Annotated in this window: 15 protein-coding genes and 2 pseudogenes; 3 read left to right on the top strand and 14 right to left on the bottom strand. The window is 67.2% G+C overall.

Annotated elements, in window-relative coordinates:
* The first annotated feature begins 57 nt into the window (after positions 1-57).
* Positions 58-1,368: a spinster family MFS transporter gene (locus AC1RNC_RS18355; RefSeq protein ID WP_492887758.1), complete on the top strand. Its 1,311-nt coding sequence runs from the start codon at positions 58-60 to the stop codon at positions 1,366-1,368.
* A gap of 117 nt (positions 1,369-1,485) precedes the next feature.
* Here AC1RNC_RS18355 and AC1RNC_RS18350 read toward each other — a convergent pair whose 3' ends face one another.
* Positions 1,486-2,163: a TetR/AcrR family transcriptional regulator gene (locus AC1RNC_RS18350; protein ID WP_492887757.1), complete on the bottom strand. Its 678-nt coding sequence runs from the start codon at positions 2,161-2,163 to the stop codon at positions 1,486-1,488.
* Between the two features lie 200 nt (positions 2,164-2,363).
* On the opposite strand from AC1RNC_RS18350, the gene AC1RNC_RS18345 reads away from it, so the two are divergent.
* Together AC1RNC_RS18345 and AC1RNC_RS18340 are read left to right on the top strand one after the other, a co-directional pair.
* Positions 2,364-5,423, top strand: a complete 3,060-nt coding sequence (locus tag AC1RNC_RS18345; RefSeq protein ID WP_492887756.1) for a TonB-dependent receptor domain-containing protein — start codon at positions 2,364-2,366, stop codon at positions 5,421-5,423.
* Between the two features lie 155 nt (positions 5,424-5,578).
* Positions 5,579-7,306, top strand: a complete 1,728-nt coding sequence (locus AC1RNC_RS18340; protein ID WP_492837972.1) for a methyl-accepting chemotaxis protein — start codon at positions 5,579-5,581, stop codon at positions 7,304-7,306.
* 145 nt (positions 7,307-7,451) lie between these two features.
* On the opposite strand, the gene AC1RNC_RS18335 is transcribed toward AC1RNC_RS18340, so the two are convergent.
* The 13 genes and pseudogenes from AC1RNC_RS18335 to AC1RNC_RS18275 form a co-directional block, all read right to left on the bottom strand.
* A complete protein-coding gene (locus AC1RNC_RS18335; protein WP_492887755.1) occupies positions 7,452-8,543 on the bottom strand; it encodes a protein-glutamate methylesterase/protein-glutamine glutaminase in 1,092 nt (363 codons plus the stop codon).
* Positions 8,544-8,547: 4 nt separating this feature from the next.
* Positions 8,548-9,405, bottom strand: a complete 858-nt coding sequence (locus tag AC1RNC_RS18330) for a CheR family methyltransferase (protein ID WP_492887754.1) — start codon at positions 9,403-9,405, stop codon at positions 8,548-8,550.
* Between the two features lie 12 nt (positions 9,406-9,417).
* Positions 9,418-9,903 (bottom strand): chemotaxis protein CheW, encoded by a 486-nt coding sequence (locus AC1RNC_RS18325; RefSeq protein WP_492887753.1) that lies wholly within the window; start codon positions 9,901-9,903, stop codon positions 9,418-9,420.
* Positions 9,903-11,195: pseudogene (locus tag AC1RNC_RS18320) on the bottom strand (methyl-accepting chemotaxis protein); the annotation flags it as partial. The gene AC1RNC_RS18325 and the pseudogene AC1RNC_RS18320, both read right to left, overlap by 1 nt.
* A pseudogene (locus AC1RNC_RS18315) lies at positions 11,178-11,705 on the bottom strand (MCP four helix bundle domain-containing protein); the annotation flags it as partial. The pseudogenes AC1RNC_RS18315 and AC1RNC_RS18320, both read right to left, overlap by 18 nt.
* Positions 11,706-11,889: 184 nt before the next feature.
* The gene (locus tag AC1RNC_RS18310; protein WP_492887752.1) at positions 11,890-13,578 is read right to left on the bottom strand and encodes a methyl-accepting chemotaxis protein; all 1,689 of its coding nucleotides are present in this window, start codon (positions 13,576-13,578) and stop codon (positions 11,890-11,892) included.
* A gap of 17 nt (positions 13,579-13,595) precedes the next feature.
* Positions 13,596-14,081 (bottom strand): chemotaxis protein CheW, encoded by a 486-nt coding sequence (locus AC1RNC_RS18305; protein ID WP_492887751.1) that lies wholly within the window; start codon positions 14,079-14,081, stop codon positions 13,596-13,598.
* A gap of 10 nt (positions 14,082-14,091) precedes the next feature.
* A complete protein-coding gene (locus AC1RNC_RS18300) occupies positions 14,092-16,068 on the bottom strand; it encodes a chemotaxis protein CheA (protein ID WP_492887750.1) in 1,977 nt (658 codons plus the stop codon).
* Complete coding sequence (locus AC1RNC_RS18295) at positions 16,065-16,430, bottom strand: response regulator (protein WP_492837961.1); 366 nt, start codon at positions 16,428-16,430, stop codon at positions 16,065-16,067. The genes AC1RNC_RS18300 and AC1RNC_RS18295 overlap by 4 nt, the downstream gene beginning before the upstream one ends.
* A complete protein-coding gene (locus AC1RNC_RS18290; RefSeq protein ID WP_492887951.1) occupies positions 16,427-16,753 on the bottom strand; it encodes an STAS domain-containing protein in 327 nt (108 codons plus the stop codon). The genes AC1RNC_RS18295 and AC1RNC_RS18290 overlap by 4 nt, the downstream gene beginning before the upstream one ends.
* A gap of 167 nt (positions 16,754-16,920) precedes the next feature.
* On the bottom strand, positions 16,921-18,735 hold the full coding sequence (locus tag AC1RNC_RS18285) for a PAS domain-containing hybrid sensor histidine kinase/response regulator (protein WP_492887749.1): 1,815 nt from the start codon (positions 18,733-18,735) through the stop codon (positions 16,921-16,923).
* A 78-nt stretch (positions 18,736-18,813) separates the two neighbouring features.
* On the bottom strand, positions 18,814-19,164 hold the full coding sequence (locus AC1RNC_RS18280) for a hypothetical protein (protein WP_492837958.1): 351 nt from the start codon (positions 19,162-19,164) through the stop codon (positions 18,814-18,816).
* A gap of 174 nt (positions 19,165-19,338) precedes the next feature.
* Positions 19,339-19,533: a hypothetical protein gene (locus AC1RNC_RS18275; RefSeq protein ID WP_492887748.1), complete on the bottom strand. Its 195-nt coding sequence runs from the start codon at positions 19,531-19,533 to the stop codon at positions 19,339-19,341.
* Positions 19,534-19,648: the final 115 nt, after the last annotated feature.

Below are 19,648 nucleotides of genomic sequence, written 5' to 3'. Positions count from 1 at the left end.
TATTGAGGTCATCCTCGCTGCAAGCAAGGCTCGAGAACGGGCAGCTGGGAGGAAACCTTGAACGACCTCGAGCGCGATGGCGCCGCGGCCTTGTCCGCGCGTCCAGACCACCCTCACCCCGCCCCCGGCCGCCGCGCCTGGCTAGTCTTGGGCATGCTGTGGTTCGTCTATGTGCTGAACTTCCTGGACCGGCAGTTGATGTCGATCCTGGCCAAGCCGATCCAGGACACCCTGCACGTCTCCGACAGCCAGCTCGGCTTGATCGGCGGCCTCTATTTCGCGATGTTCTACTGCTTCATCGCCATTCCGGTCGGTTGGCTGGCCGACCGCACCAACCGCGTGGCGGTGCTGTCCCTGGCCTGCGGAATCTGGAGCGCGGCGACCGTGGCCTGCGGCCTGTCACGCGGCTATGGCGAATTCGCCTTCGCCCGGATGACGGTCGGCTTCGGCGAGGCCGGCGGGGTGCCGCCCTCCTACGCGATCATCTCCGACTACTTCCCGGCCGGCCGACGCGGCACGGCGCTGGGCATCTACAACCTTGGCCCGCCCGTGGGCGCGGCGCTGGGCATCGCCTTCGGCGCGGCGATCGCCGCGGCGTTCAACTGGCGCTACGCCTTCGTGATCCTGGGCGTCGTCGGCCTGGCCGCCGCCTTGATCCTGCCGCTGGTGGTCAAGGAACCGCCGCGCGGCGGCCTGGACGGGACCGAGATCAAGGTCGCCAAGGCCGGCTTCTGGTCGACCCTGAAGATGTTCTTCTCGCGTCCCACCCTGGTGCTGGCCGCGCTGGGCAGCGGCGCGACCCAGTTCGTGACCTATGGCCTGGGCAACTTCACCACCCTGTTCCTGATGCGCGAGAAGGGCATGGCGCTCGACGAGGTCGCCGTCTGGTACGCTCTGGTCGTCGGCATCGGCATGAGCGCCGGCATCTTTGTCTCGGGTCGGGTGATCGACCGCTTCCGCAAGAGGTCGAAGGTCGTCTACGCCATGGCCCCGGTCATCTCCCTGACCCTGGCGATCCCGTTCTATGTCGGCTTCGTCTGGGCGCCGACCTGGCCGCTGGCCCTGGCCCTGCTGATCGGCCCGACCTTCCTGAACTACTTCTACCTGTCGTCGTCGGTGGCGCTGGTCCAGGAGGAAGTGCGGCCCGACCAGCGGGTGATGTCCGGCGCCCTCTTGCTGCTGGTCATGAACTTCATCGGCCTGGGCCTGGGCCCCACCTATGTCGGCGCGGCGAGCGATTTCTTCAAAGCCAGCCATCCGCACAATTCGCTGCAGATGGCGCTCTACACCCTGGTCCCGTTCTATGTGATCGCGATCGGGCTGTTCCTGTGGCTGGCCCGGATCTTCCGCCGGGCTGAACGAGGCTAATTCCAGGGGCGGTCCTCGTCCTTCGACAAGCTCAGGATGAGGACTACTGATGCGCCGGTTTAGTAGAAAACCTCACCCTGAGCTTGTCGAAGGGCGGGGTTTTCGACTCCGCGGGCTTCATTCCTTCAGGGCGATGAAGCCCGCCGCCATGAACCGCGCGATCCGCTTCTTGATCGCCGGAAAGTCATCGGAGTGGCAAAGGCCGCTGGATAGCCGGTCGATCCGGCCCGTCCGCGCCAGGGTGTTCATCAGCGCCCCCGAGACGAAGTGGTAGCCCCAGAAGATCTCCTCGTCGGCATAGTCCGGCAGGGCGCGCTTGAGGATGCCGACCAGCTTCAGGACCACCGGATCGAAGTGCTCGTCCATCAGCGCCGCGCCCTCGGGCGTGTTGCTGACCCGGGCGCAGAACGCCCCATAGTTCATCCAGTGCTCGCCGCCTTCGTAGTAGAGGTCGAGGTCGGTATCGAGAAAGGCGTGCAGCGCGCCCTCGACGGTCGGCCTGTCGCCCACCGACTGCTCGTACTGCTCCAAAGCGATCATCCGCCGGCCGGACGTGACCCCGGCCCGCCGGGCGAACACGGCCTCGAACAGGTTGGTCTTGTCCTTGAAATAGTAGTTCAGCAGCGTGGTGTGGATGCCCACCCGCACGGCCACGTCGCGCAGCGTTACGCCATAGAGGCCGTTCTGCGAGAACAGGTACTCGGCCGCATCCAGAATCTGCTCGAGGCTCTGGGCGCGCTGTTCGGCCTTGGTGCGCGGGCGCTCCTTGGCCTCCTCCGCGGTGGCTCCTGCCAAACCGTCCTCCTGGTCCTACCGTCCGCCGCGTAGTCGGCCCGGCGCGCCCCTGTCAATCGTTCCCATAACGGCAATCGCCGCGTCGGAGCCGCGCTCCGAGGTCATCGAACAATGATCATTGACGCCATCGCGGCGACGCTACAATACTCACTCTTGTGAGAATGAGCGTTAGAGACTCGTTCAACGGGAGGGTTCGCCACATGAGAATTGGGCTTATGAGCGCGTCGGGCGTCGCGCTGTTGATCGGGATCGCGGGCCTGGGCGCCCCGGCCCAAAGTCAAGTACTGAGGGGTCAGGAAAAGACGACCAACGATCCCTCCACCCAGGTCGAGGAGATCGTCGTCACCGGCTCCAACATCCGAGGCTCGGCGCTGGACGCCGCCCTCCCCGTGGAGGTCTATTCTCAGGAGCAGTTGGAAAAGCAGGGCTCGCCGACAGCGCTGGAGTTCGCCAAGAGCCTGACCATCTCGGGCCCGACGACCGGCGAGTCCTACTATTTCGGCGGTCCGACCCTGGTCGGCTCGGTGAACTACAATCTGCGCGGCCTCGGGGCCGACAAGACGCTGGTGCTGCTGAACGGCCGGCGGATGAACCAGAACACCGCCAATGTCCCCTCGATCGCCCTGGCGCGAACCGAGATTCTCAAGGACGGCGCGGCGGTGATCTACGGCGCCGACGCCACAGGCGGCGTCGTCAACTTCATCACCCGTGACAAGTTCGTCGGGATGGAGGCCCAGGCCCAGTACAAGCACATCAAGGGCTCGAAGGGCGACTATTCGGTCGGCGTGATGGGCGGCATCGGCGAGGAGCGCGTCAATCTGCTGGTCTCGGCCGAGTACGAGCATCGCTCGCGCCTGAACACGCTGGAGCGCGACTTCACCAAGGCCTCGCTGACGCCGGGAGCCGGCTACAATCCCGCCCCCTGGTCGACCCTGACCAACCTCACGGGCTGGCAGCCGCGCGGCCCCCTGCCCGCCGTGCCCACCGCCACGGACACCGGCGAGTGGGGCGCGAACCTGGGCGGCATCGTCTCGGACTTCAGCGCCGCCAGCTGCGCCGCCGTCGGCGGCCGCATGGATAACGTCTACACCTGCGCCTACAACTACATCCCGTACTACCGACTGGTGGAGAACCAGGACACCTACAGGCTCTACGCCCAGCTGAAGGCGCAGATCACCGACAGCATGAAGTTCCACGCCGACGCCTCGTACGGCAAGGTGGACCTGCCACAGGTGATGGGTTCGCCGGCCCAGCCGGTGTCGCGCGGCCCGGCCCTGACGACGGGCGCCGTCAACCAGTTCTACGTGCCGATCAGCAACCCGTTCGCGGCCGAATTCGCCGCCGCCCACGGCATCGTCGGCGCCTCGGGCTTCACGCCAATCACCTACCGACTGTTCGGCCATGGCGGTAATCCCTACTATTCGGGCGGCGACGGCTTCGGCGTGGCTGACAAGATCACCAACAAGGTCTGGCGCGTCTCGGCGGGCGTCACTGGCGACTTGGGCGACCTCGCGCCGTTCGCCAAGGCGGTCGGCTACGACTTCGCCCTGACCTATAACGACGCCTACAATTACAATACCCACGCCGACACCGTCGGCTATCGCCTGCAGGAAGCCCTCAATGGCTTCGGCGGCTCGAACTGCCACGCCACCGACCTGGATCCGACCCGCTTCGGCACGCAGAACGCCGCCGCCGCCGGCAAGAACGGCTGCCAGTACTGGAACCCCTTCTCCAGTTCGTTCAAGGGCCAACCCGTGCGCGGCCTGGCCAACCCGAACTACATCGCCGGCCACGAGAACCCCGAGGATCTCTCCCTCTGGATGTTCGACCCGCGCGCCGTGGAGACCAAGAGCAACAACTTCACCGCCGACCTGGTGTTCAACGGCCTGTCGGGTCTGAAACTGCCCGGCGGCGAAGTGGGCTGGGCGCTCGGCGCCCAGTACCGCTCGTTCGAAAGCCGCCAGATCGTCTCCAGCCCGTTCAACAACGGGACGGTCCAGTGCGAGTGGCCCGCCGGCACGACCAGCGCCAACGGTCCGGGCTCGCCGAACCTGCCGGCCAATCCGCTGCCGACCAACGATCCGAACTTCCGGGGCTGCACGCCCGACGCGCCGGGCCCGTTCGTCCTGTTCGCCCCGACGCTGCCGGTCCAGGCCGACCAGAGCCAGTACTCGCTGTTCGGTGAGCTGCAGGTGCCGCTGTTCTCGACCGTCGACATCCAGCTGGCCGCCCGCAAGGAGAAGTTCTCCAACGACCTCGGCGCCACTGTCTACAAGGTGTCGGGCAAGTGGAACGTCTGGGGGCCGCTGACCCTGCGCGGCTCGTACGGCACCAACTACCAGACCCCGCCGCTGGGCGTGACGCCGGGCGCCATCACGGTGGCCGCGCGCACCTACACCGTGGCGGCCAGCAACTGGCTGGCGGCGCAGTTCATCACCGACGCCGACCTCAAGCCCGAGACCGCCAAGACCGCCAATATCGGCGCGATCTGGCAGAGCCGTGGCCTGTTCGACGATCACAAGTTCCGCCTGATCGTCGACCACTTCGACATTCGCACGAAGGACCAGATCGGCCAGGTCGCCGACCCGAACCAGATCGCCAGCCTGGTGTTCAACGGCGCCGGCGGCACGATCACCACCTGCGATGTCGCCAAGCAGCCCCTGCTGGCCCGTATCACCTTCAATAGCGGCTGCGCGGTAGGCATGAGCGGCGTCGGGAGCTTCTCCGCCGTCTCCACCCGCTACGGCAACGGGCCGGGCCAGACGACCAAGGGCTTCGACGTTCAAGCGACCTACGGTCTCCCGGTCGGCCCCGGTGATCTGGACGTCAGCTTCACCGCCACCCGGGTCACCGAGCTGAAGACCGGCCCGACGACCCTGGATGGCGTGACCATCTCGACCGGCGACGATCGGCTGGGCACGCTGAACTTCGCCACCTTCGCCCAGGCCGCCCCGAAGCTGCGCGCCAACCTTGGCGTCAACTACGGCCTCGGCCGCCAGAACTTCCGCCTGGGCGTCAACTACGTCTCGGCGGTCAAGGATGAGCGGGCCGGCGTCCAGTACGGCGAAGACGGCAAGGCCTGGGTGACGACCGACTTCACCTACCGCCTGCAGCTGGGCGACGACATGGCCCTGACCGCGACGGTCGCGAACATCTTCGATCGCGACCCGCCTCCGGCCCAGGAAGAGTTCGGCTACGACCCGTGGACCGGCAACCCGTTGGGCCGGACCATCGAACTGGGCGTCAAAAAGGCCTTCTAAGTAAGGCGTTTCCGTTCCTACCTCGCGCGGCGGGCGACCTTCGGGCCGTCCGCCGTCCTTCTTTTGGGGACGGAAAATCGCCACCATGGCGGGCCTTTACGCCAAATTCGCACATTGTGGATGATCTTGTCGGCCACGGTTCACACGGCGAGCTCATGGCCCTCTCATCCCTGGCGTTTTCAGCTTCCCATGCGGGTGACGGCGGGGTTCACGCGCGCCTGGAAACCGCGCGTGGCGCGATCGAAGGTCGCTTCGTGGAGGTGGGCGAAGTCCTTTCGCAGGTCGTGGACGGGACCAGCGCCCTGATCACCGCCCTGGACCGGATGCGCGAGGGCCTGGAAGGCCAGGAAGTCGCCGCCGCGACCCGCCAGTTGAGCGAAGCCTCCAACCAGCTGCGGGAATTGCCCGCCGCCCTGCACGCGCGCCGCGACCGCCTGGGCGCCTTGGTCAGCGCTGGCGACGCCCTGACCGCCTGTATCGAGGACATGCGCCAGCACCTGGCCTACCTCCGGGTCTTCGGCGTCAACATCAAGATCACTTCGGGCGGCATCGCCGCCGCCGGCCCGGAGTTCGCGATCTTCGCCCAGGAGATCTGCGACTGCATCGAGCTGGGCCGCACCCAGCTGGACACCTTCCGCAACGACCTCTCCAGCATGGACGGCGCCCTGCGCGCGGCCCTGGGCCATGAGGACGAGCTGCGCCGCCGCTGCGACGGCCTGCTGCCGGCCGTGCCCGACGCCCTGGTCGGGCAGACCGCCGCCATCGCCGACCACCAGGCGAAAATCGCTGAAATCACCGCCCGTGTCGCCGAACTGGTCCGCGACGTCCGCAAGAAGATCGGCTCGGCCCTGGCCGCCCTGCAGATCGGCGACATCACCCGCCAGCGCATCGAGCACGTCCAGAAGGGTCTGACGCTGCTGCGAACCTCGGCCCCGGCCCGCGCCCTCTCCGCGCAGGCGCGCGAGCGGCTAGAGGCCTTCGTGCACCGCCTGCTGGCCGCCCAGCTCACCGCCACCATCGACGACTTCCACCGCGACGTCTCGCGCATCGGCCAGAGCGTCAGCGCCATCGCCAGCGACGCCAGCGAGATCCTGCGCCTGCGAGACCATGCCCAGGGCGGTTCGTCGAACGGCGAAACCAGCTTCCTGCGCGGCCTGGAGACCAGCGTCGGCGAGGCCTTCGCGCTCGTGGACGACATCGACGCGGGCGCCCGCCAGGCCGCGGATGTGAGCCACTCGGCCGCCAGCTCCGCCCGCGACCTGGCCGCCCAGATCCACGGCATCCAGAACATGCGCGCCGACGTGCAGATGATGGCGCTCAACACCACGCTGAAGTGCTCGCGCATCGGCGAGACCGGCAAGCCGCTGGGCGTTATCGCCGTCGAGCTGCGCGCCCATGCCGGTCACCTGGAAACCTCGGCCGCCCGCACCCTGACGGCGCTGCAGTCGCTCTCGGCCTCGGCCGACGCCCAGCCGCAAGCCAACGGCCAGGACGGCGCGGCCAGCGCCGCCCTCGCCTTGCGCGAGGCCGTCGGCCGTATCCGCAAGACCGGCGACGCCGTCGAAGGCGGCCTCGTCGACGCGGCCCGCCAGGGCGCCGACGTCGTCGAGATGCTCCGCCGCGCCGCCGCCCGCTTCGACTTCCAGCGCCAGGTCGGCGACCACCTCGACCAGGCCGCCGCCGAGCTGGAGAGTCTGTCCGGTGACGTCCAGGTCGATGACCTGATGGGCGCGCTGTCGCCGCTGCTGACCGACCTGGCTCGCAGCTACACCATGGCCCAGGAACGTGAGGTCCACGCCGCGCTGACGGAAGGGCTGGACCTGGCGATGATCGAGGCGCCGGCGGAAACCGAGGCCGTCGAGGACGACGACCTGCTGTTCTAGGACGAACTCCTAGGTTCAGACGACACGTGATGGCGGGCCACCCCGCCATACCCATGCCCTTGCGGCGGCCAAGGGGGTTCCCGCGACACGGGCGGGAATGACTTAGGTTGGGAAGTTCAGCCGGGTATCTGAATTTTGAGCGGCGCTACCGGCTCGAAGCCTTCAGGATTTCCTTGGCCAGCGCGTGCAGCGGCGCGACGCGGTCGACGCAGCCCAGCGCGATGGCTTCCTTGGGCATGCCGAACACCACCGAGGTCGCCTCGTCCTGGGCGATCGTGTAGGCGCCGGCCTGCTTCATCTCGTTCATGCCGCGCGCGCCGTCGTCGCCCATGCCGGTCATGATCACGCCCACGGCGTTGGAACCGGCCGAGCGCGCCGCCGAGCGGAACAGCACGTCCACCGACGGCCGGTGGCGAGTGACCAGCGGACCGTCCTTGACCGTGACGTAGTAGCGGGCGCCGCTGCGCTCCAGGATCGTGTGCTTGTTGCCCGGCGCGATCAGCACCCGACCGCGCAGCACGGTGTCGCCGTCCTCGGCTTCCTTGACGGAGACCGCGCACAGGCTGTCCAGCCGCTTGGCGAACGAGGCGGTGAACTTCTCGGGCATGTGCTGGACGATGACGATGCCCGGCGAATCCGGCGGCAGGTCTTCCAGCACCGCGCGCAGGGCTTCGGTGCCGCCGGTCGAGGCGCCGATGCAGACGATGGCCTCGGTCGTCTTGGCCATGGCCCTCCCCGACGGAGGGGGCAGCATGGCGTCGGCGGTCAGCTTCTTCTCGGGCTCGTGGATCGGACGCGGCACGGCGACCGGAGGGCGTCGAGCGCCGGCGACGCGGGCGCTGGCGGCGGCCTTCACCGCGTCGCAGATGCGAATCCGCGACTCCATCAGAGCATCGGCGACCCCGATCTTCGGCTTCAGCACGATGTCGACCGCGCCGGCCTCCAGGGCCTGCAGCAGGGTCTCCGAGCCGGCCTCGATCAGCGACGAGCACATCACCACCGGGATCGGATGCTGGCTCATCAGCTTGCGCAGGAAGGTGATGCCGTCCATGCGCGGCATCTCGACGTCCAGGGTGATGACGTCGGGGATATCGTCACGGATCCGCTTGGCGGCCACGAACGGGTCGGAGGCGACTCCGATAACCTCGATCTGCGGGTCGGATTCCAGCACGGCCGACAGGGTCTGCCGGACGGTGGCGGAATCGTCGATGATCAGGACGCGAATCTTGCGGGCCAAGGGCCTAGCCCTTCTGGAAGACGGTGTTGGCGATCTGCCGCAGCGGCAGATCGATGCCCACGATGGATTCGGAGTGACCCAGGAACAGATAGCCGTCGGGCGCCAGGTGGCGGCAAAGCCGCTCCAGCACCTTGGCCTGGGTCTGCTTGTCGAAATAGATCAGGATGTTACGGCAGAAGATGATGTCCATCTGCTGTTCGACGGGATAACGCTCGTCCATCAGGTTCAGACGGCCGTACGCGACCTTGCTGCGCAGTTCGGGAACGATCCGCACCTCGCCGCGCGAGGCGTCCTTGGCCCGCATCACGTAGCGCTGGCGACGGGGCATCGAGACCGGCTGGATCATCGACTCCACGAAGCGGCCCGCGATCGCCTGCTGCAGCACCTCGGTGCAGATGTCCGTGCCCAGGATGGAATAGTCCAGGCCGCGGCGCGCGGAACAGAATTCGTCCAGCACCATGGCCAAGGTGTAGGGCTCCGCCCCGGTCGAGGCGGCCGCGCTCCAGACGTTGATGTGGCGACGCGTCTTGGCCAACTGCGGCAGGACCGTCGTTTCCATGAAGTTGAAGTGCACCGGCTCGCGGAAGAACTCGGTCTTGTTGGTGGTCACCGCGTCGATCAGGTGGATCGTCTCGGTTTCCAGGCCGCCGTCCTCGAACAGGAAGCGGCAGTAGTCGTTGACGTTGTCGATGCGATTGACCCGCATCCGGCGGCGCAGGCGCCCCTCCAACATGGTCTTCTTGTTCGACGGCATCTTGATGCCGCTGTAGCCGTGGATGAACTCGGCCAGCCGCGTGAAGTTGCGGGCGCTGAGCGGTTCGCTGGTCGTGACGGGTTGGAGAGCGAGCGCGGCTTGCGACACTAAGGGATCCGATCAGGCGGCTTGAGCGATGTAGGCGGCGTCCTGGCTGGTCAGCAGGCGGGCGAGGTCGAAGATGACCACGAAGCCCCCCTTCCCCGAGGCCATGTCGCGGCGCACGACACCGCGGATGTAGTCCGAACGCCACGGCACGCCGATGTCGGGCGAGGCCTCGATCTGACCTTCGGCGAACGAGATCACCTCGATCACCCGGTCGGCGACCAGGCCCAGCGACAGGATGCGGCCCTCTACCGGCACGTCGACCACCAGGATCCGCGTCGCGCCGTCGGGCGGCACGGCGGGGAGACCCAGTTTCAGGCGCAGGTCCAGGGTCGGCGCGCCGCGACCGCGCACGTCAGTCAGGCCCAGCAGATAGGACGGCCCGTCGGGGATGCCGGACGGCTTGGCGTAGTCGAGGATCTCGCGGACATAGGCCACGGGAACCGCGAAGACCTCGGCCCCCAGGCCCAGGGTCACGAACTGTTCGGTCGAGCCGCTCATCAGGCATATTCCTTGAAATCGGCGTCGGCGTCGTCGGGACCGCCGTTGGTGAGGTCGAGGGCGAAGCCAGCGACGCGGGCCTGCTGGCCGGCCACCGCATTCCGCGCCGGCTTGCGCGCGGCCGTAGCGGCCGGGGCGGCGCGCTTGGCGGCGACAGGGCGCGGGGCGGGCCGGCGCTGCGTCGAACGGTCGGCGGTCTCCGTGCGGAAGTAGGAGATCGAGGCCTGCAGCTCCTCGGCCTGGGCCGCCAGTTCCTCGGAGGTGGCCGACATCTCTTCCGAGGCGCTGGCGTTCTGCTGGGTGACCTTGTCCAGTTGCTGGATAGCCTCGTTGATCTGGCTGGAGCCGATGTCCTGCTCGCGGCAGGCGGCGCTGATCTCGGCGACCAGTTCGGCGGTCTTGCGGATGTTCGGCACCAGGCTGGTCAGCATCTCGCCGGCCGACTGGGCGGCCTTGACGGTGTCGGACGACACGGCGCTGATCTCGGAGGCGGCGGTTTGCGACCGCTCGGCCAGCTTGCGCACTTCCGAGGCCACGACCGCGAAGCCACGGCCATGCTCGCCGGCGCGGGCGGCTTCGACAGCGGCGTTCAGGGCCAGCAGGTCGGTCTGGCGAGCGATTTCCTGCACGATGGTGATCTTCTCGGCGATCGTCTGCATCGCGTCGACGGCCTTGCTGACGGCGGCGCCCGAGGTCTCGGCGTCGACGGCCGACTGGCGGGCGATCTTCTCGGTCTGGGTGGCGTTGTCGGCGTTCTGCTTGATGTTGGCCGACATCTCTTCCATCGAGGCCGAGGCCTGTTCGGCGGCGGAAGCCTGCTCGGTGGCGCCCTGGCTCATCTGCTCAGAGGTCGCCGAGAGTTCCTGGCTGCCGGCCGAGACGTTCTCGGAAGCGGCGATAGCGTCGGCGACCACGCCGCGCAGGCGCTCCACCATGCGCTCCAGAGCCATGCCCAGGGTATCCTTGTCCGACAGGGGCTTCGGACGCACGGTCAGATCGCCGTCGGCGACCTTGTCCGCCAGCGCCGCGGTCTCCCGCAGGTTCGCGGTCATCCGGTTGACCGTATCGACCAGATCCTTGATCTCATCGTTGGTCGTCACCGTGACGTCCTTTTCCAGGTCGCCGACCGCCACCGCATCTATGGCCACGCTGACCTTGCGCAGGCCCATCGTGACGGTCCTGGAGATCCACAAGGCCGCGACCGAACCGATGGCCAGCGCCAGGACAACCAGTCCGATGAACAAGGCTCGCGCATCGGCGAACACCTTGTCGCCCTCGGCGCTCGCGGTCGCGCCGCCATCGATGTTCAGGTTGACCAGCTTGAGCAGGTCCGCCGACATATCGTCGTACAGCGCCTTGCTGTCACTCAAAGCTTGAACAGCGGCAGCATTTTGATTGCTTCTGGACAACACAAGAAGGCGATCTGAGTCGCGAATGTACTTTTCGTACTTTTCGGAAAACTGACCATACAACTCCCGTTCCTTATCGGACGAAATCAGCTTCTCATATCGTGCGCGATCCTTCTTGATCATTTCAAGCGTCGCGCTGATTTCCTTGTCCACATTAGCCATAGCCGCCGGGTCAATGGTCGCGACGTGGACATATTGCTGAACACGTAGGTCGGATGTAGCGGTATTGATGCTGTGGATTGAATCTATACTTGGCATCCAGTTTTCAGAAATAACCGTCGACTGTTCGTTTATCGAGCTCATCTTCATGATGCCGACGACGCCCATGAGCGCCAAGATCAGCAAGACGGTGGCGAAGGCGCCAGCCAGTTTCATCTTGATAGTTGCACGCATGGAGAAGCCCCCGCTTCGGCTCAGGATTGAAAAGACGAGATCCATATGACGGTCGCCAAGGACTGGCCGCGGTCCGCTGGGTCTGTTCGAGATCGTCTGCGTTAGATGTTGAAGCGCTTACTGGGTTGGGATCGAAAAGGGTGACCGGCGCGGTAAGCCGCCGGTCTATGAGTTCAGGCCAGGATCAGGCGTATTGCTTGAAATCGGCGTCGTCGGCGTCAGGTCCGCCATTGGTCAGGTCCAGCGCGAAGCCGGCCACGCGGGCCTGCTGGGCGGCGACCGGACGGGTGGCCGGCTTGGCGGGCGCCTTGCGGGCCGCGCCGGTCGAGGCCGGGCGCCTGGCCGGGGCGGCCTTGCGGACCGGGGCGCGCTGGCCGCCGTTCATGTCGGTGCGGAAGTAGGAGATCGAGGCCTGCAGCTCCTCGGCCTGGGCCGCCAGTTCCTCGGAGGTGGCCGACATCTCTTCCGAGGCGCTGGCGTTCTGTTGCGTGACCTTGTCCAACTGCTGGATGGCCTCGTTGATCTGGCTGGAGCCGATGTCCTGCTCGCGGCAGGCGGCGCTGATCTCGGCGACCAGTTCGGCCGTCTTGCGGATGTTCGGCACCAGGCTGGTCAGCATCTCGCCGGCCGACTGGGCGGCCTTAACGGTGTCGGACGATACGGCGCTGATCTCCGAGGCGGCGGTTTGCGACCGCTCGGCCAGCTTGCGCACTTCCGAGGCGACGACCGCGAAGCCACGGCCATGCTCGCCGGCCCGGGCGGCTTCGACAGCGGCGTTCAGGGCCAGCAGGTCGGTCTGGCGAGCGATCTCCTGCACGATGGTGATCTTCTCGGCGATCGTCTGCATGGCGTCGACGGCCTTGCTGACGGCGGCGCCCGAAGTCTCCGCGTCGATCGCCGACTGGCGGGCGATCTTCTCGGTCTGGGTGGCGTTGTCGGCGTTCTGCTTGATGTTGGCGGCCATTTCTTCCATCGAGGCCGAGGCCTGTTCGGCGGCCGAAGCCTGCTCGGTGGCGCCCTGGCTCATCTGCTCAGAGGTCGCCGACAGTTCCTGGCTGCCGGCCGAGACGTTCTCGGAAGCGGCGATGGCGTCGGCGACCACCCCGCGCAGGCGCTCGATCATGATGTTCACATGGCCCAGCAGGTCGCCGATCTCGTCGCGGGTGGTGATGTCGACCGATTTGGTCAGGTCGCCATCGGCTACCATCCTCACGGCTTCCGACGCGCGACTCAGGCCCTTGCTGACCGCCATCGAGATGTAGAGCGCCGCGCCGGCCGCGCCGAGCAGCGAGAGGACCGACAGGCCGATCAGCAGGTTACGGGTGGCGGCGAAATCGGCGTCGGCCTTGGCGGTCGCGGTTTCCAGCTGAGCCTTCGACAGCTCGACCAGTTCCTCCACGCGAGCGCCGGCCTCGACCACGACCTTACGACCTTCGCCCATCGACAGAGCCGAGGCTTCGACATCATGGCCGGCGATCGCCATCGACAGGATGCGGCCATGGACCTCCATCATCTGATCAAAGGCCCCGCCCAGAGCCTGCCACTTCGGCCGCCCCTCGGCCGTGGCCAGGCCTTCGGCCTTGGTCAGCAGGGCGTCGAACGCCTGGCGCTCCTTTTCGATGGAGGTTTCAAGCTTGTTCACCTCCTCGGGAGAGCCGACGAGGATCATGTTCTTTTCGGAGCGCACGACGTTCAGCAGGTGGATGTTGAGCTGCTGGGCCGCTTCCAGGCGCATCGCCGGACCGTCCACCACGTCATTGAGAGCCTTGTTCGTCTTGGACAGATTGGTGATGCCAAAGACGTTGCCGATGAGCAGCAGGGCGATCACGAACCCGAAGGCCAAGCCGAGCTGAAGTTTGATGGTCAGACGCATTGGGATACTCCGGGCGATCAACGTTGGGCGGTATGGAGAGGCGTCACCGGGGCCGACTGCCCCCGGGTGGCGAAGATCTGGTCCAGGTCCGGCAGCACGATCACGTCGCCATTGCGGCGCACCAGGCGGCGGATGAAGTCGGCCCGCCAGCGCATGCCGACGCGCGGAACCTCTTCGGTGGTGTCGGCGGTGATCGAGGTCACCTCATGCACCTTGTCGGCGCGCAGCCCGATCAGCGTCGGTTCGCCGTCCAGCGGGTGCTCGATGACGACGATGCGGTTGTCGATCGTGGTCTCGCCGACGCCCATGCCGAAGGCCATGCGCAGATCGACGAGCGGGATCACGCGGCCGCGGAAGTTAATCACGGCGCCGACGAACGGCGGGGCCCCGGGAACCGGCGTCTCGGGCAGCAGGTCCAGGACCTCGCGCACATAGCCGGCCTCGAGGGCGAAGGTCTCGCCCTGCAGGTCGAAGGTCAGGGCCTCGATGGTTTCTTGCGTCATCGTCTTTCCCTCACCCGGCCGCGCGCATTTGCGCGTCGTGGCGTTGGCCCAGGCTGACCAGGGCGGCGATGTCCAGAATCAAGGCCACGCCGCCGTCGCCCATAATCGTCGCGCCCGAGAAGGCGCCGACGTCTTCATGGAAGGCCGACATCGGCTTGATGACGGTCTGGTGGTCGCCGAGGATCTGATCGACGACCAGGCCCACCCGGTCCTGGCCCGTCGAAACCACGACGATCTTCTGGTGCGGGTCAGGCTGGGTCCCGGTCGCGAACTGCTCGCGCAGCCGGATGAACGGCACCAGCTCGTCGCGAAGCGTGATCAGGCTGCGCCCCGCGGAGCGCAGGTCCTGGATCGGGGTCAGCTCGACACATTCCTCGACCGTGGCCAGCGGGATCACATAGCGGCCCGAGCCGACACGGATCAGCAGGCCGTCGATGATGGCCAGGGTCAGCGGTATGCGCAGCGACACCACCGAGCCTTCGCCGGGCGTGCTGCTGATCTCGATCGAACCGCGCAGGCCTTCGATGGTCTTCTTGACCACGTCCATGCCGACGCCGCGCCCCGACAGGTTGGTGATCGCCGCCGCGGTGGAGAAACCAGGGGCGAAGATCAGCTGCAGCAGTTCGTTGTCGTTCAGCACCTGACCCGGTTGGATCAGACCGTTCTCCTCGGCCTTGGCGCGGACGCGGTCGCGGTCGACGCCCCGGCCATCGTCGGAGATGGTGATCACCACCTCGGCGCCGGACTGGCGCGCGGCCAGCATGATCTTACCTGCGGTCGGCTTGCCGGCGGCGGCGCGCTGCTCGGCGCCTTCCAGGCCGTGGTCCGCGGAGTTGCGGATCAGGTGGATCAGCGGGTCGGCCAGTCGCTCGATCACTGTCTTGTCCAGCTCGGTGGTCTCGCCTTCGGTCGACAGCTCGATCTGCTTGCCGGTGTCGCGCTCCAGGTCGTGGATCAGACGCCGGAAGCGGCCGAACAGCTGGGCGATCGGCACCATGCGGACGACCATCATGGTGTCGCGCATCTCGCCGGCCAGACGCTCGATTTCCTCGGCCACGGCGCGCAGGGCGACGTCGGACGACGAGGCGGCCAGTTGCTTCAGGCGGGACTGAGCGATGACCAGTTCGCCGACACGGTCCATCAGCTCGTCGAGGCGTTCGGCGGGAACGCGGACGGTGTCTCCGGACTTGCCTCGTGTATCTTGCGAGGCCGCGCGGCCGGCTTCGGCCGGGGCGTTGGCGGCGACGGGGGCTGCTTCTTCCTGGGTGATGACGGTTTCGACGACTTCGGGTTCTTCGACGGCGGCGACCGTCAGATCCTCGACCTCGAGCGTCATCTCGTCGATCACGAAGATGAAGACGTCGTCGATGGCGTCCCGGTCGTGCTTGGTGGTCAGCACGACTTCCCAGGCCAGGCGGCACTCGGCCGGGACCAGTTGGTCCAGCGGCGGGACGTCGTCGGTGATGACCCGCACGCGGGCCTCGCCCAGGTCGCGCAGCTCGTCCAGCAGCGGCAGCGGGCGCGCGCCGTTGATCAGGGCGTCGGCCGGCAGGCTGAAGCGGATTCTGAAGATGTTCAGGCCAGGCTCGGCCGGCGCGGCGACCGGAGCCGTCTCGCCGCCGTCGATGGCGGCCTGCAGGTCGGCCAGCAGCGCCTCACCGGCACCGTCGACGACGGGGGCGCCCTCAGCCAGGGCCCGCATATGGTCCTGGGCGGCCAGCACGGCCGAGACCAGGCTGGGCGAAGCCGGCACCTCGCCCTTGCGGACACGGTCGAAGGCGGTTTCGCAGTGGTGGGTGAAGGCGGCCAGGGCGTCGAAGCCGAACATGGCCCCCGAGCCCTTCAGGGTGTGCAAACCCCGGAAGATGGTGTCGATCAGCGCGCGATCCCCCGGACGACGCGCCAGATCGAGCAGGCCCTGTTCGACCTGCTCCAGCAGTTCCTGGGCCTCTTGGCGGAACGTCTCGATGGGATCCAGGCCGCTCATTTGGCGAGCACCTTCTTGACGACGCGGACCAGCTGTTCTGGATCGAAGGGCTTTGTCAGCCATCCGGTGGCGCCGGCCGCCTTGGCCTGGGCCTTCACGTCGGCGTCGGATTCGGTGGTCAGGAACAGGATCGGGACGCCCGCGCCGGCCGGCCGCTGGCGCAGCTCGCGGATCATGGTCAGACCGTCCATGATCGGCATGTTCAGGTCGGTGACGATCAGGTCGAAGCCGCCGGCCGAGGCCTTGTCCAGCCCCTCGGCGCCGTGGGCCGCCTCGCTGACGTTGTAGCCTTCGCCGGTCAGGGCGATCTTGATGGCCGCGCGAATGGAGGCCGAGTCATCAACTGTGAGGATCGCGGTCATTGTTCAGTCGCCCCTTGAAGCCAGAAGTTCGCCCGGTCCCGGTCTTCGGGATCCAGGAAGCCGCCTCGCTGTAGGACCTGCAGGACCGCGCCTTGCGCGGCCCTTCGCAACACGACCGAGCGTTCGCCCTCCGCGGCTGAGCGCCGAGCAGACTCGATCATTTGAACGAAGGTCAGATCCACTTCTTCGAGGTCGTCGATTTCAATTGTGATGGAATTATTCTGCTCGAGAGCCGCGAGCAAAATACCGTGAGCGTCCGAAATATTTGATATAGTGACGCTGCCCGAAAATCGGACAACTGAACTTTGAAATTCACCTGGCACAGCCGCCCCCGCGTACAAATATAGTCCGTCGAAAGAACGGAACTATACCTACTATCTAAGGTTCAACCACCAAGCTTAATTTAGGGTAAACTCGACAACCCTTGGAACTGCGACATTGTGTCCGCAACGTGCGGCTTTTTTCCACGCGGGGTGAGACCGTCGATCACCTACAGCACGGCCTGCAGGGCGCCGAAGAGCCTGGCGGCGGTGATCGGCTTCTGCAGGTGACGGTCGGCTCCGGCCGCCAGGCTGGCGCGAACGTGCTCGTCACCGACATTGGCCGTCAGCATGAAGATCGGCCGGCGTTCCTGGCCGCCGGCGGCTTCCAGGCGACGGATCTCGCTGACCGCCGAGAGGCCGTCCATGACCGGCATCTGCATGTCCATCAACACCACGTCGGGCCGCTCGACGAGGTAGGCGCGCACGGCTTCGAGGCCGTTCTCGACGCAGGTGACCTCGGCGGCCTCGGCCAACATCAACTCCACGATGCGACGATTAGCCGGGTGGTCGTCGGCGACCAGCACCCTTAACGCCCGGTCCGGGCCCCCTGGCGCCGATCCGTGCGCGTCACTGTCCAAGGCGGGCGGCAGCGAAAGCTCGAACCAGAACCGCGCGCCCCCGCCCGGCCTGCTCTCGCAGTCCAGGACCCCGCCCATCAGCGACACCAGGTCTCGGGAGATCGACAACCCCAGCCCCATGCCGCCGAATTGGCGGGTGATCGAGGCGTCGGCCTGCTGGAAGCGTTCGAAGAGGCGCGCCTTCTCGGCCGCGTCGAAGCCGATGCCGGTGTCGGCGACCTCGAAGCGGACCCGATCGCCCGTCCCAGCCGTCGCCGTCAGCGTGATCGCGCCGCGCTCGGTGAACTTGACCGCGTTGCGCACGAGGTTTCCGATCACCTGGCCCAGGCGCACGCCGTCGCCGATCAGCTCGCCGTTCAGCTCCGGTGGCAGGACGATCGAGAAGCTGACGTCGACCTCCCCCAGGCTCAGCTGCGCCATCGCCCCGATCGACTGCAGAAGTTCCCCCAGATGGAACGGCCTGTCGACGATGCGGACGCGGTCGCCCTCGATCTGCACGACGTCCAGCAGATCGTCGAGCAGGCGTTCCAGCGTCCGGCCGGAGTCGCGGATCATGTCGACCAACTCGCGCCCCTTCGGGTCGAGGTCGGCGCGGGCCAGCATGTCGGCTCCGGCGACGATGCCGTGCAACGGCGTGCGGACTTCGTGGCTCATATTGGCCAGGAAGGCGCTCTTGGCCTGACTGGCCCGTTCGGCGGCGTCCAGCGCGGCGCGCAGGGCCTTGGCCTGGTCCAGCCGCTCGGTGATGTCCTCGCCCAGGCAGATGACGTGGCGCGGACCCTGGTCGTCGAGGGTGGCCAGCGACTTGATGTCGAACACCCCGCCGCCCAAGGCTTCCGGCATGACGACGCCCGCGGCGATGTGGGTCTCGCCTGTCCGCAGGGCCTCGGGATCGTCGACCGTGACCGCCTTGGCCAGGTCGGGATCGAACAGTTCCTCGGGCGTGCGGCCCAGCGCGTCGTCAGCGTCGACGCCGAAAAGGGCTTCGGCCGCGCGGTTCCACAGCACGTAGCGGCGGCTCCGCGCCGACGCCACCGTGAGCGGCGACGGCAACGACTGGACGACCGAGCGCATCAGCGCCTCGGCCTCGACCTCCGCGGTCACGTCGTTCGAGACGGCGACCAGCGAGGCCACCGCTCCGTCCGCGTCGCAGACCGGAGCGACCGTGGTGTCGTAATAGGTGCGGGCCGCGCCGAGCCGGGCGTCGAAGGTGCGGAAGCGGGCGATCCGTCCCTCGGCGGCCGAGGCCACGGCGCGGTCGACGGAAAAGCGGTTCTGCTCGGGCCAGTGGTCTCGCCAAGGCTTGCCACGCGCCTCCGCCAGGGAGGCGCCGGCGTACATTTCCGCGGCCTCATTCATGTGCCGAATGCAGCCGTCCCGTTCCAGGCTCCAAAGACAGTTCAACCCGCCGCCCCCGCGCGGTCCAATCCCCGCTCTCGGATAGATAGCGCCCCGGCGGCGTTAACGTCGGGTTGGCGCGCGTCAGGCTCCGGCGTCGCGGAAGCTGGAGACGATCGTCCGGCGCTCGCCGAGTTCACGATGGACATTGGCCAAGGCCTTGAGCCGCACTTCGCGCTCGGCGGCCTCGGCCTGGGCGCGGCCCGCCGCCTGGCGGGTCTCGGTCAGGCGCTCGCGGCTCAGAGCCAGCTCCGCCAGGACGCGATCACGGTCGGCGGCGAGGTCGACGGCCATCCGACGCGCCTGGACCAGGCGCGCCTCGGCGCCCAGCAGCCGCAGGGCCAGAAACGCCACTGTCGGCAGCAGCGCCACGGCGAGGATCTCCGCCAGGAGGCGAATGATCGGGCTGTCGAAAAGGCTCAGCAAGGCCAGCATGTCTCGGCTCCGGTAGTTGCGGGTCAGATGTTGAGAAGGACCCGAGCGGCCGCACCGCTCGGGCCCTTCGCGACAGTGGCCCATGCGTTCCGCACACGCGGGCCTCCGTCGACCTGTCGTCCCGACGCCCCACACAGCGAGAACGACAAAGCCGCGCCGCCGACGGGCGGGAGGTCAGGCGCCGAGGGCCTGCCGCGACTGACCGCGGAGGGAGCCGACCGCGAAGTCCAGGATGTTGTGGACCACGCCGGGCAGTTGGTCGTCGGCCACGCCGTTCTCGCGGGCCCAGACGCGCAGGGCGTGGCGCAGGAAGGTCCTGCCGGTTTCCGGATTGGAGGGGGCGTCGGAAAGGATGTCGTCGAAATGCACGGCGCGGCTCCTGTTCTGAGGTCGGATCTCCGACCTGGTTGAGGCTTCGAAAAAGAGGACCCAGCCGGCGGGTGGCCGGGTCCCCAGTCGGTTCACGCGGCCGGCGACAGGCTTG

It is taken from the genome of Caulobacter sp. GW822-FHT01G02 (assembly GCF_058802865.1).
The sequence above is the reverse complement of the archived record's forward strand: the minus strand, read 5'-3'. Positions and strand labels throughout refer to the sequence as shown.